10 protein-coding genes are annotated in these 12,934 nt (G+C 70.6%); 1 reads left to right on the top strand and 9 read right to left on the bottom strand.

Annotation, left to right across the window (positions count from 1 at the left end):
* Positions 1-241: 241 nt before the first annotated feature.
* From ACT3UL_RS17755 to ACT3UL_RS17740, 4 genes are read right to left on the bottom strand one after another with little or no spacing between them, the layout of a single operon-like run.
* Positions 242-970, bottom strand: a complete 729-nt coding sequence (locus tag ACT3UL_RS17755; protein ID WP_444579673.1) for a hypothetical protein — start codon at positions 968-970, stop codon at positions 242-244.
* Entirely contained in the window at positions 967-1,935 is a 969-nt protein-coding gene (locus ACT3UL_RS17750) for a carbohydrate ABC transporter permease (protein WP_343924752.1), read from the bottom strand. The genes ACT3UL_RS17755 and ACT3UL_RS17750 overlap by 4 nt, the downstream gene beginning before the upstream one ends.
* On the bottom strand, positions 1,925-2,860 hold the full coding sequence (locus ACT3UL_RS17745) for a carbohydrate ABC transporter permease (RefSeq protein ID WP_343924750.1): 936 nt from the start codon (positions 2,858-2,860) through the stop codon (positions 1,925-1,927). Before ACT3UL_RS17745 ends, ACT3UL_RS17750 begins: the two co-directional genes overlap by 11 nt.
* A 4-nt stretch (positions 2,861-2,864) precedes the next feature.
* Positions 2,865-4,157, bottom strand: a complete 1,293-nt coding sequence (locus tag ACT3UL_RS17740) for an extracellular solute-binding protein (RefSeq protein ID WP_343924748.1) — start codon at positions 4,155-4,157, stop codon at positions 2,865-2,867.
* A 499-nt stretch (positions 4,158-4,656) separates the two neighbouring features.
* On the opposite strand from ACT3UL_RS17740, the gene ACT3UL_RS17735 reads away from it, so the two are divergent.
* Complete coding sequence (locus ACT3UL_RS17735) at positions 4,657-5,577, top strand: DUF1206 domain-containing protein (RefSeq protein WP_444579672.1); 921 nt, start codon at positions 4,657-4,659, stop codon at positions 5,575-5,577.
* 41 nt (positions 5,578-5,618) lie between these two features.
* Here the strand turns inward: ACT3UL_RS17735 and ACT3UL_RS17730 are convergent, their stop codons facing one another.
* The 5 genes from ACT3UL_RS17730 to ACT3UL_RS17710 all read right to left on the bottom strand — a co-directional run bounded on the left by ACT3UL_RS17730 (position 5,619) and on the right by ACT3UL_RS17710 (position 12,893).
* Positions 5,619-6,911, bottom strand: a complete 1,293-nt coding sequence (locus ACT3UL_RS17730) for an alpha-galactosidase (protein WP_444579674.1) — start codon at positions 6,909-6,911, stop codon at positions 5,619-5,621.
* Between the two features lie 115 nt (positions 6,912-7,026).
* Positions 7,027-8,457, bottom strand: a complete 1,431-nt coding sequence (locus ACT3UL_RS17725; RefSeq protein WP_444579671.1) for a D-arabinono-1,4-lactone oxidase — start codon at positions 8,455-8,457, stop codon at positions 7,027-7,029.
* Between the two features lie 328 nt (positions 8,458-8,785).
* Positions 8,786-10,294: an L-arabinose isomerase gene (gene araA / locus ACT3UL_RS17720; protein WP_444579670.1), complete on the bottom strand. Its 1,509-nt coding sequence runs from the start codon at positions 10,292-10,294 to the stop codon at positions 8,786-8,788.
* Positions 10,295-10,366: 72 nt separating this feature from the next.
* Positions 10,367-11,086, bottom strand: a complete 720-nt coding sequence (locus ACT3UL_RS17715; protein ID WP_444579669.1) for an L-ribulose-5-phosphate 4-epimerase — start codon at positions 11,084-11,086, stop codon at positions 10,367-10,369.
* 148 nt (positions 11,087-11,234) lie between these two features.
* Positions 11,235-12,893, bottom strand: a complete 1,659-nt coding sequence (locus ACT3UL_RS17710) for a xylulokinase (protein ID WP_444579668.1) — start codon at positions 12,891-12,893, stop codon at positions 11,235-11,237.
* Positions 12,894-12,934 lie beyond the last annotated feature (41 nt).

Here is a 12,934-nt window from a genome sequence, read left to right as displayed (position 1 = left end):
CACTGGCGCGTGGTGAGCAGGCTGCGCGTATAGGGCGCAACCTGCACGTGAGGCGCCAGTGGATGCTGCGCAACCCGCTCTGCGCAAGTCCGCTGTGCACCACTGCGCAAGTCCGCTGTGCACCACTGCGCAACCCGCTGCGCAAGTTCGCTGTGCACCACTGCGCAACTCGCTGCACAGCCCGCCGCGCTGGGCGGGGGAGGTCAGCGCACGGGGCCGGGAGGCGCGCAGTCGGATGGAGTCAGACCGAGCTGCCCGCTGACGAGTCTCCCCACACTCGGCCCACCACCCACGGCGGCACGCTGAACCCGCAGGCGATCGTGAGGGGCGCGAGCAGCCACACGGGCGAGAGCGCCACGACGAGCGCGGGGGCCAGCAGCGCGGACAGCGGCCGACGTGCCACCAGTGCGAGCGCCCGCAGCACGACCGTCGGACGGTCCGCGAGCTGGTCCCGCGCCGCGGCGACCACATAGGCGCTCAACAGCGCGACCATCACCCAGACCACGGGCAGCATCAGCCCGACCGCGAAGACGCGGGTCGACGGGGCCATTCTGGGCAACACCAGGGCGTTCGCCCCGATCCCGCCGAGCACGAGCAGCAGCAGGATCGACATCGGAGCGTCCCTGCGCAGCGTGCGGCGCACGTGGCCGAGCGTGGTCGTGAAGGCCGCGTCCTCGTACTGCTCGAGGTCGGAGGTGGTGCGGGTGGCCCCGGCCAGCGCCGGGACGATGCCGATCACCGTGAGGATCCCCAGCAGCGCCGCCCAGTTCGCCCCGAGGAACGCGGCCGGCTTGGTGAGGAAGCGGACCAGCCCGCGTGCCTCCAGCGGATCGCGTCGGCCGATGCCGCGCTCGAAACGGGAGAGGTCGTCGACGTCCTGCGGCGCCGTGAGCTCGAGGACGCCAGGGCCCCGCGGGTCCGTCGGCAGCACCGACGGACCCGCGGGGGCGGCAGGAGCGCGCGGGGTCACTTGATCCCCGAGGCCGCGAAGCCCTGCACGAAGTAGCGCTGGAAGATCAGGAACAGGACGATCATCGGGACCGCGGCCATCGTGGTGCCTGCCATGAGCAGGTGCCAATCCGTGGTCGCCTCCTGACGGAACGACGAGATCCCGACCTGGATCACCCGGAGGTTCTCCGAGGTCGTCACCAGCAGCGGCCACAGGAAGTTGTTCCAGCCCGCCTCGAAGCTGAGCAGTGCCACGGTCAGCAGCCCGGGCTTCACCAGCGGGGTGATGATCCGCGAGTAGATCCCGAACTCGCTCACCCCGTCCAGCCGCGCCGCCTCGATCAGCTCGGTGGGCGTGCCCACGTAGAACTGCCGGAACAGGAACACCATGAACGGGGAGACCGCCCCGGGCACGATCAGCGCCCACCAGGAGTCGATCCAGCCGATGCCGCCCTGGCCGAGGATCGAGTTCCCGCCGAACAGCGGCATGTGCCGCACCATGAGGAACACCGGGATCACGGTCGCGTAGAATGGGATCATGATGCAGGCGACGATCCAGCCGAACACGACCTTGGATCCCCGGAAGCGCAGCTTCGCGAGCGAATACCCGCATGCCGACGCGAACACGACGTTGAGGATCGCAGAGGCGCTGGCCAGGATCAGGCTGTTGCGCGCGTAGATGCCGAAGGGCGCCCGCTCGAGGGTCTCGGAGAAGTTCTCCAGCCGCCAGTTCTGGGGGATCAGCGGCATCGGCACCTCGGCCATCTCGGTGGGATCGCGCATCGCCGACAGTGCCATCCACAGGAACGGGGCGGCCATGATCAGCGAGGCGACCACGAGGAACACCATCATCGCGGTGTTGCCGACCAGCTTCTGCCGCTTCAGGCTGTGCTGACGCGTCCGACGGGGTGATCCGGCGTCCTTCCCGGTCCGGTCCGTGGGGGCTCCCGGGGCGTCGGGGGCGAGGGTCGAGGATTCAGTCACCATCAGTGCCTCCGACGATGCGACGGGAGAAGAAGGTCAGCACGATCAGCATCAGCAGCAGGATCACCGATTGGGCGCTGGCCAGGCCGAACCGGAACTCCTGGAACGCGGTCTGGTAGATCCGGTAGGTGACCACGTTGGTGGCGTTCGCGGGCCCGCCTTCGGTGAGGATGTAGATCAGGTCGAAGGTCTGGAAGTTGGCGATGAGCGACGTGACAAGGATGAAGAAGGTCGCCGGCCGGAGCATCGGGATGGTGATGTGGCGGAACTTCTGGATGAAATTCGCCCCGTCGATCGACGAGGCCTCGTACAGCTGCTCATCGACTCCCTGGAGGGCGGCCAGGTAGATGAGCATCTTCAGGCCGATGCCCTGCCAGATCGTCACCAGGATGACGGAGGCCAGCGCGAGCTTCGGGCTGGTCAGGTAGGGGAGCGGCCCGATACCGACCACGCCGAGGGCGGTGTTCATCAGGCCGCTCGTGGACGGCGAGTAGATCCACAGCCAGATCATCGCCACGGCGACGGTCGCGGTGATGTGCGGCAGGAACACCATGACGCGGAAGATGCCACGGCCGGGGATCGCCCGGTTCAGCATCGTCGCGAACACGAGCGCCAGGAACATCGAGATCGGGATCCCGACGCCGGCGATGATGACGTTGTTGAGGACGGCCTTCCAGAAGATCACGTCCTGGAAGATGGTCGCGTAGTTCGCGAATCCGTTGAACTCGGGTCGGGTGACCACGTCGTACGCCGTCATGCTGAGGATGAACGCGACGATGATCGGGATACCGATCCAGATCAGGGTGTGCAGTGCGGCGGGCGCGGCGAGGATCAGTCCCCAGCGCGATTCTGCGGCGCGCGGGCCACCGCGTCGGCGGCGAGGAGCCGACGCTGCTCGTGGGGTGGCCCGGGTGGCGGTCGCTGTCATCGGCTCAGAGCCGGGAGATCGCGTCGTCGCACAGGGCCTTCATATCGTCCAGCATCTTCTGGACGTCCGACTGCCCGGTCAGGCACGCCTCGATGAGAGGCTGGAGGTTGCCGCGGATCTCCATCCACGCCGCGGAGCCGCCTTCGGCCGCGCCGGCCTTGTCCAGGTGCTCGAGGGCGAACGTGGTCAGGTAGTTCTCGGTGATCTCCGGGGTGTCGGGGATGTCCGGGGTCGGCGGCACCTTGCCGGTGGCGGCGTTGCCGGCGGCGAGCATCTCCGGGGTCATGAGGTGCTTGACCAGTGCGGCCGCGGCGTCCTGGTTCTTCGAGCGCTGGCCGACGGAGATCATCGTGCCGCCCTGGAACATCACCGGGTCGTTGCCGTCCGCGCCGGGGAGGAGGAACATCCCCACGGCGTCCTTCTTCGCGAGCTCGGGGGTCATGTCAGCCCAGGTGATCCAGTCCGCCGTGCTGACCAGCTGCATCGCCGCGGCCCCCTGCATGAACGGGGTGGGCTGCCCCTCGGCTGCCTGCAGGTCGTAGTCGACCGCCCCCTTGTCCATCAGGTCGAGGATCCACTGGGTGGCCTTCGCGCCGGGCTCCTCCTGGAGCGTGGGCGTGAGCCCGTCCTCGCTGAAGAGAGTGCCCCCGAAGGCGTAGAGCAGATGGATCCAAGCCTGACGGATGTTCTTGGTGAGCAGGTCGAAGCCGACCACGCCGTCGCCGGTCAGCTCGTTCGCGACCTCGGCGAGCTCATCCATCGTCGTGGGCGCCTCGGTGATGCCCTTCGCCGCGAACATCTCCTTGTTGTAGACCACGAAGCGGAGGTCCATGCCGATCGGCAGCGAGTAGTACTTGTCCTCGTAGCGGCACGAGCCGAGCAGCGCCTCGTCGAGACCGAGCCCGTCGACGTAGTCGGAGGGCAGCTCCGCGAAGATCTCCTTGTGCGCGAACGGCGGGGTCCAGCCCACGCCGGACATGATCACATCGGCCACCAGGCCGCCCGCGATCGAGGTCGAGAGCTTCTCGTTGAGCTTGTCCCAGGCGACCTGATCGACCTTGACCTTCACTCCGGAGTTCTCGTCCGTGAAGGCCTTGATCATGTCCTTGAGCTCGGCGGCCGCATCCCCCGTGAAGTCCGGGGTGAGCAGGGTGACGTCGCCGGACAGGTCGGTGGCCTCGGCGTCGATGTTCACCGGGCCGTCCGTGCTGGTGTCCTCGGTGGATCCGCAGGCGGCGGCGGTGAGACCGATGCCCGTGGCACCGGCGGCGGAGATCATGGAACGTCGTGACAGCATCTTTGCGGTCCCTTCGGGGAGGGGGAGTGACGGGCTCTGGGCAGTTCGGCGGATGCGCATCGGACCTCATCGGCCGGCGGCGTCCCTGCGCCAGCACGACGAACGAGGTGGACCGGAGCATCCGCTCGATGTGACCTGGGTCGCGCACTGGTGAGACACGAATGTCCGCTGTTCTGCACGTTCTGTCGGGAAGTTGCCATGAGTTGTCGGCACGCGCTTTCCGGCGGTGGCAGCGAGAGCTCGCCGGACGTACTTCCAGGTAGTGGCTCGGTGCAACGTTGCGAAACGACGTGCAAACGTTGCTCCCACCCCGAGTGCCGTTATCCGAATGGAATGTTGGGCGGCGCTCGAGGGCGGGCGCACACGGGGAACGGGGCCCGGTGAGGACATCCGCCACCGACGTCGGGACGGCGCTCGCACGGGTCTCGCCGGGGCCCATCTGACGACATCCGCTCCGAGCCTGTTCGAGCGCCGACGCGCGGGCTCCTACAGTTCAGCCATGGGATCGCACGAGAGCGCCGAGCGCGGTGACGAACACGCAGCAGCTTCCGAGGAATCAGCGGCAACCGGGGCGGTCGGTGACGCCGCGGAGTCCGTCGGCGACGCGGCGGAAACCGTCGAGGACGCTGCGGAGACCGTCGAGGAGCAGCCGGCGTTCCAGGCCGTCGCCCGGGGCGGTTTCCTCATGGGCGGGCTGGTGCACGTGCTCATCGGATGGATCGCCGTGCGGCTCGCGCTCGGGGACTCCGGGGGCAGTGCGGATCAGAGCGGGGCGATGGCGATGATCGCGCAGGCGCCCGGCGGGCAGATCCTGCTGTGGGCCGGCGGGCTGGTCATGGGCATCCTGGCGCTGTGGCTCCTGCTGCGCACCTGGTTCGCCGCGCGCAGCGCCCAGGGGTTGAGGGCCACGGTGGTCGACGCGCTGCGTTGGCTGGGGCCTGCGGTGGTCTACGCGGCCCTGTCGGTGATGGTCCTGCGGTTCGCCGCAGGCGGCGGGTCGTCCTCGGAGGCGCAGACGCAGTCCGCCACGGCAGGCCTGCTGGGCTCGGGGCCGGGGCGGGCGCTGGTGCTCCTCGCCGGCGCGGTCGTAATCGGTATCGGGATCGGCTTCGTGGTCCTCGGGGTCACCCGTCGCTTCCTCCGGCAGCTGGAGCGCAGCGGAGCCCGGAGCGTCGGAGCCGCGCTGCGGATCACCGGGATCGTCGGCTATGTCGCGAAGGGGCTCGCGCTGGCGGCGGTCGGAGCACTGCTGGGGTGGGCCGCGATCTCCGCAGACCCGGAGAAGGCGACCGGGCTCGACGGGGCGCTGAAAACCATGGCGGGGCTGCCGGCGGGAGTGGCAATGCTGCTGCTCATCGGGGTGGGCCTGATCCTCTTCGGCGTCTACTGCGCGCTGCGGTCCCGCTACCAGGAGATGTGAGCGGGCTGGAGGTGTGAGCGAGAGCCCGGAGCCTCGTCGCCTCAGCGTGCCGGGGCGTACCTCAGCAGCAGTGCTCCATGCGGGGCGATCACCACGTCGAGCGCCGTGGAGCCGGGGGCGACGCCCCGGGCGGCGTCCGACTGCTCGGTGACCGGACGGGTGGGCACCTCGCTGCCGCTCCACAGCTCGGTGACCTGGCCCTCGAGGTGCGAGGGCAGGTCCACGTCCTGGCTGTCGAGCGCGACGGGAAGCTCGTCCGCGCCGAGGTTGAAGGCGGCGACGTAGCGGGAGCCCGCCTCTCCGTCGGCCGCCCACAGGACCAGCGGACCCTCGCGGAACACCTCGCGATTGCCGGAGGAGGCGCGGAGCACCTCGAGCACCGCGTCGTTCTGGAACAGGGCGACGGTCTCCGGGTCGGAGCTCGGCAGGTCGCCGCCGATCATCAGCGGGGAGCGGGCGATCACCCACAGCGTCAGCAGGCTGCGGCGCTCCTCGGGGGTGAGCCGATCATGGCGCGGCTCGCCCCGTTCGGCGCGGATCCCGATGCGCCCCAGCGGGAGCATGTCTCCGTCGGCCCAGCCGTCCGGGCCCGAGTACGGGGCCCAGCGGGCGAAGCGCGCGAAGTTCGCCTCGACGTCCTCCCAGCGATCCCAGAGGTCATCGCAGATCCGCCACATGGTCGCGTGCTCGCGCAGATGCGGCAAGCGGGTCAGCGACAGGTCGCGGCCCGGTGACAGGCTCAGCTGCATCGGCCGGCCGCAGCCCTCGATCGCGGCGGAGAACGCCTCGATCTCGGCGGCCTGGTAGGGCCACAGCATGTCGTCGACCTTGAGGAAGTCCACGCCCCAGGAGGCATAGAGCGCGAGCACCGAGTCGTAGTAGGCGTGCGCGCCCGGCACGGTGTGGTCGATGCCCACCATGTCCGGGTTCCACTCGCAGGAGTTGGTGGGATCTGCGATGTCCGAGGCGCGCAGCGTGCTGCCCACGATCGGGGTGTTCGCGGCCACGGCGCGGCGGGGGACCCCGCGCATCACGTGGATGCCCAGGCGCAGGCCCAGGCCGTGGAGCTGCGCGGCGAGCGGCCCGAAGCCGGCCCCGTCCGCGGAGCTCGGGAAGCGTCCGGGGTCCGGCAGCAGCCGTCCCTGCTCGTCCATGACCAGCGGGGCGTCCGCGTTGTAGCCGTGGGAACGGGCCGACGGGTCCGACCAGTCGATGTCGATCACCACCGTGTCCCAGCCGTACGGGGCGAGGTGCTCGGCGAGGAAGCTGGCGTTGGCCAGCACCTCCTCCTCGGTGACGGTGGTGCCGTAGCAGTCCCAGCTGTTCCAGCCCATCGGCGGGCGGGAGGGGTCGGCGGGTGCGGGTGCGAGTGCGGGTACCGCTGCGGGTGCCGCTGCTGGCGCGGGTTCGGACGCAGGTGCGGGGGTCGGGCTGGGGGTCGTCATCGGGTCACTCTCCGAGCAGGCGGTCGACGTAGTCGTTGCGGAAGACCCGGCGCGGGTCCAGGCGGTCGCGCAGCGCCTGGAAGTCCGCGAGGCGGGGGTACTGCTCGCGCACCGTCTCCGGGGCGAGGGTGTAGACCTTCCCCCAGTGGGGGCGCGGGGTGAAGGGGGCCAGCCGCTCCTCGATCTCCGGCAGCAGCGCCTCGACCTCGTGGGGCAGCTGCTTCCAGGTGAAGTGCACACAGGCGCTGTCGCGCTGGTGGGCGGGGGAGAGCCAGAGGTCGTCGGCCGCGACGGTGCGCACCTCGGAGGCGTGCAGCAGCGGACGGATCCGCTCGCCGAGCGGCATCACCGCCGCCAGCGCCTCGGCGATCTGCTCGCGCGGGACGAAGTACTCCGACTGGATCTCCTCGCCGCTGCTCGGTGTGAACTCCAGGCGGAAGTGCGGCAGACGCTCGTGCGAGGGCCCCGGCTCGCCGGACTGATCGGTGCAGAAGTCGCCGGGCATCCCCGGCAGCGGATGCACCGCGCCGGACGCGACGCGCGCACCGTGCCAGGTCTCGGGGAAGGGCGAGCCCGCGTCGGTGGGCAGGCCGGAGGCTCCTGTGTGGGCAGAGGCGCCGATGCCGGACGGGGAGCCGCCGCTGGGCCCGTCCGTCGAGCCGACGGCAACCGCCTGCTTCGCCCAGATCTGCGCCATCGTCCCGTCCCAGTGGTGGAACAGGCTCACGCTGTACGCCCCGGCGAGCACCTCCGACAGGCCAGGACCGGAGACCTCGCTCGCCGGGAGGTCCCGGTACACGCGCTGCCGCATCGCGAAGGCGGGCACGAGGTCGAGCGTCAGACGGGTGACCACGCCGAGCATGCCCAGGGAGAGCACGACCCCGTCGAAGATCTCGGGATCCCCCTCGCGGGTGAGCGTCACCAGGTCCCCGCCGGCCGTGACCAGCTCGACCGCGCGCACGGCGGAGGCGAGCGAGCGGTTGTGGTCCCCCGAACCGTGGGTGCCGGTCGCGCTCGCCCCGCCCACGGAGATGTGGGGCAGCGAGCCCGTGTTCGCCAGCGCCAGGCCCTGCGCCGCGGCCGCGACCGCGAGCTCGCCGTAGCGCACCCCGGCTGCGACCCGCACGGTGCGCGCGGCGGTGTCGAACTCGAGGTCCGACGGCATCATCGCGAGGGTGACCAGGTCCGCGTCGCTCGCCGCGACCTCGGAGAACGAGTGCCGCGTGCCGAGCGCCCGGATCCGGCGGTTGCGAGTCACGAGAGTGCGCAGCTGCTCCACGGACGTCGGGACGTGCAACGGCCCCGGCCCGTAGTCGACGGTGCCGGACCAGCTGAGGCCTGGCCGCGAGAGCTCCGGGCCGGGCGTGCCGCCGGAGGCGCTGCCAGGGGAGCTGCCAGGGGCGCTGCCGGCGGATGTCGTGCGGTGGGAGGTCATGCGGTCCACCTCGTCGTGGGTAATAGGTCGTGGTCGTGGTCGTGGTCGTGGGTCATAGGTCGTGGTCGATGGCCGTGGCCGTGGCCGTGCCCTCAGGTCGTGGTCGTTGTTGTCGAGATGGCGCGCGGTCCGCATCCCTGCACCGTGGTCACGACCCGCGAGCGGGGCAAAGTTGGGGGAATCCGCGCCCTATTCCCCCATCTTTGCCCCGCTGAGCGGGCTGCGGCATCCCGGACGAGCAGGAGCGGGCTGCGGCACCCCGGACGAGCAGGAGCGGGCTGCGGCACCCCAGGGGAGCGGGAGCGGGTCGCGGCGAGCTCGCCTCGCCTCAGAAGCCCTGGCCGAGGCGGTAGAAGACCTGGTTGGTGCGCAGCTCCTGGGCGAAGGAGCGCACGGTGGTGTCCTCGTCGATCACGGCGAGCTCGATATCGCCGATCTGGGCGAGGTCCTCCCATACCTCGAGGCCCACGGCGGTGCTCATCACCGTGTGGTGGGCGGCGCCGGCGGTCAGCCAGCACTCGGCGGAGGTCGCGAAGTTCGGGGCGGGCTCCCAGACGGCGCAGGCCACCGGCAGCTTCGGCAGGTCGTGCTCGGGCTCGACCACCTCGACCACGTTGGCGACCAGGCGGAACCGCTCGCGCATGTCCGACAGGGCGACCACGACGGCGGGGCCGGCGTCGGCCGTGAACGTCAGACGCACCGGGTCCTCCCGGTCGCCGATCCCCAGCGGGTGGATCTCGAGGGTGGGCTTGGAGGTGGTCAGCGAGGGGGAGACCTCGAGCATGTGGGCGCCGAGGATCTTCTCGCTGCCGGGCGTGAGCTCGTAGGTGTAGTCCTCCATGAGGGAGGCGCCGCCGGGCAGGCCGTGGCCCATCACCGCGGCGACCCGCACCAGGATCGCGGTCTTCCAGTCGCCCTCGGCGCCGAAGCCGTAGCCGTCGGCCATGAGGCGCTGCACCGCGAGGCCCGGGAGCTGGCGCAGCCCGCCGAGGTCCTCGAAGTTGGTGGTGAAGGCGCCGAAGCCGCCCTCCTCCAGGAAGGTGCGCAGGCCCAGTTCCTGGCGGGCGCCGTAGCGCAGCGCCTCATGGCGCTCGCCGCCCTTCCTCAGCTCGGGCACCACGTCGTACTGCTGCTCGTACTCGTCGACCAGCTCATCGATCGCGCTGTCGGCGACGGCGTCGACCACCTCGACCAGGTCGTTCACGCCCCACGTGTTCACCGAGACGCCCAGGCGCAGCTCGGCCTCGGTCTTGTCGCCCTCGGTGACCGCGACACCCCGCATGTTGTCACCGAAGCGGGCCAGCTTCAGGGAGTGCATCTCGGCCCAGCCGGTGGCGGCGCGGGCCCAGCGGCCCACCTTCTCCTGCACGCCGGCGTCGCTCGCATGGCCCACGACCGTCTTGCGGTTCACGCCGAGGCGGGTCGCGATGTAGCCGAACTCGCGATCGCCGTGCGCTGCCTGGTTGAGGTTCATGAAGTCCATGTCGATCGTGGACCAGGGCAGCTCGACGTTGGCCTGCGTGTGCAGGTGCAGCAGCGGGGTGCGCAGGACGTCGAGGCCCTGGATCCACATCTTCGCCGGCGAGAAGGTGTGCATCCACGCGATGACGCCCACGCAGGCCGGGTCGGCGTTCGCAGCCAGGGCCGTCTCACGGATCGCGTCACGGTCGGTGAGGACCGGCTTCCAGACGATCTTCACGGGGATCGAGGAACCTGCGTCGAGGGTCTCGGCGATCACGCGGGACTGCTCGGCGACCTGGTCCAGCGTCTCGGGGCCGTACAGGCCCTGGCTGCCGGTCAGGAACCAGATCTCGCGGGCTTCGAAGGGGTTCTGCATGGGGTGTCCTCGTCCTTCAGGGGTGGCTTGGGGTGGTGGGCCGACGGATCGGCGGGTCGGGTGGGGCCGGCGTCAGTGCTGGCCGTAGACGTTCTGGTAGCGGTCGTAGAGCGAATCGATGTGCCCCTGCGCGATGGGCAGCGGCTCGCCGAGCTGGCGGGAGATGTGCACGGTGCGCGCGACCTCCTCGACCATCACCGCGGCCTTCACGGCGGCGCGGGCGTCCGTGCCGATCGTGAACGGGCCGTGGTTCTGCATGAGCACGGCCGGGCTGCGATGCCCGGTGAGGGTCTCCACGATGCCGCGGCCGATCGAGTCGTCGCCGATGATCGCGAAGGGGCCGACGGGGACCGGGCCGCCGAACTCGTCGCCCATCATCGTCAGCACGCAGGGGATCTCCTGGCCGCGAGCGGCCCAGGCGGTCGCGTACGTCGAGTGGGTGTGGACCACGCCGCCCACCTCGTCCATGTGCTCGTACACGTAGGCGTGGGCCGCAGTGTCCGAGGAGGGCGTGAGGGAATCGGGGGTCCCGTCGACGATCTTCGCGCCGTCCAGGGTGCACACCACCATGGTGTCCGCGGTGAGCTCGTCGTAGGAGACCCCGGAGGGCTTGATGACCAGCAGGCCGGGGACCTCGGGGTCGGTGGCGGGCACGCGCTCGGAGACGTTGCCGGCGGTCCAGACGACGAGTCCGTTGCGGGGCAGCTCGGCGTGCAGGGCGGCGACGCGCTCGCGGGTCGCCGCGACGGCCTCCTGGGTGGCCTGGGGGAGGTCGGTGAGGACGAGGGTCATGGGGCAGCTCCTGGATCGGGGCGGAGGGTGGTCAACGTCAGCGGGCGAGATCGAGTAGGGGCGACGGGCGCCATCAGGAGGGGGCCAGAGGACCCGAAGGCCAGAAGGCCAGAAGGCCAGAAGGCCAGAAGGCCAGAAGGTCAGAGCATCAGGCGAGCACCTCGCCGGCCTTCCGCTCGACCTCGAGACCGGTGCGGTAGCCGGCGAGCCAGGAGGCGTGCCCCGCCATCCCGGCCTCGTCGGGCTGCAGGGTGGAGAGCTCTTGGGAGGCGAAGATCTGCTCGGCCAGGAAGCTGCTGAGCGAGGCGGCGCCCGAGCTGCGGCGGGCACCCGAGGCGCGGCGGGTCCACGCGGTGTACGCGGCCAGCAGCGCCATGCCCCAGGCGCCGCCCTCCCCGGCGGATTCGCCCACGGCGACCGGGGTGGCGAGGGCGTCGGCCAGGATCTGCTGGGCGATGCCCTTCGTGCGGAAGATCCCGCCGTGGGCGAACATGACGTCCAGCTGCACGCCTTCGTCCTTCAGCAGCGCCTCCATGCCCACCGCGAGCGCCCCGAAGGCACCGTAGAGCTGGGAGCGCATGAAGTTCTCGAGCGTGAAGCGGGCCTCCTGCTCGCGCACCAGCAGAGGTCGGCCGGAGGGGACGCCCGTCTGGTGCTCGCCGGAGATGTAGTTGTAGCTCAGCACGCCGCCGGCGTCGGCCTCGCCCTCGGCGCCGGCGGCGAACAGGGTCGCGTAGAGCTCCTCCGGGCCGACGGGGTGGCCCAGCAGCTCGGCGAAGCGACCGAAGAGGCCCAGCCAGGCGTCGAGATCGCCCGCGCAGTTGTTGGTGTGGATCATCGCCACCGGATCGCCCGACGGGGTGGTGACCAGGTCGATCTCCTCGCGAGGACCGGACAGCGGCTTCTCCAGGACCACCATCGCGAAGGCGCTGGTGCCGGCGGAGACGTTGCCGGTGCGCGGATCCACGGCCTGGGTGGCGACCATGCCGGTGCCGGCGTCGCCCTCCGGAGGAGCGGCCACGGCGCCATCGCGCAGCGCACCGGTGGGATCCAGCAGGGCGGCGCCCTCGGAGGTCAGCGTGCCGGCGTCCTGCCCGGCCACGAGCACCTCGGGCAGGATCTCCGCGAGCGACCACGCAAGATCGGCGACCGCGTCGAGGCCCGCGAAGCGCTCGAGCAGCTCGGGATCGTAGGCATCACCCGAGGCGGCGATCGGGAACACGCCGCTGGCGTCGCCCACGCCGAGCACCGAGCGACCGGTGAGCTTCTCGTGGACGTACCCGGCCAGGGTGGTGAGCCGGCCCAGACGCTGCACGTGCTCCTCGCCGCCGAGGACCGCGTGCAGCAGGTGCGAGACGCTCCAGCGCAGCGGGATGTTGAGCCCGAAGGTGCTGCTGAGCAGCGATGCGGCGTCAGCCGTGTAGGTGTTGCGCCAGGTGCGGAAGGGGACCAGCAGCTCGCCGTCGCGGTCCAGTGCGAGGTAGCCGTGCATCATCGCGGAGATGCCGATGCTCGCGAGCTCGGTGAGCTCCACGCCGTGGCGCTCGCGCACATCCCGCACGAGGTCGGCGTAGCAGGACTGGATGCCCGTCCAGGCGTCGTCCAGCGAGTACGTCCAGCTGTCGTCGGCGAACTCGTTCTCCCAGGCGTGGGAGCCGGTGCCGAGCACCTGACCTGCGTCGTCGACCAGCGCGGCCTTGATGCGGGTCGAGCCCAGCTCGAGGCCGAGATGGGCGCTGCCGGCCTCGAGGAGGGCGGCGGCATCGGGTCGGGGAAGGTCCGGCGAGGACACGGCGGCGTGCGTCATGGGGTCATCCCACCAGGTGGCACCCACCAATGTCAACGTTC

It is taken from the genome of Brachybacterium sp. 107 (genome assembly GCF_052379725.1).
GTDB lineage: Bacteria > Actinomycetota > Actinomycetes > Actinomycetales > Dermabacteraceae > Brachybacterium.
The sequence above is the reverse complement of the archived record's forward strand: the minus strand, read 5'-3'. Positions and strand labels throughout refer to the sequence as shown.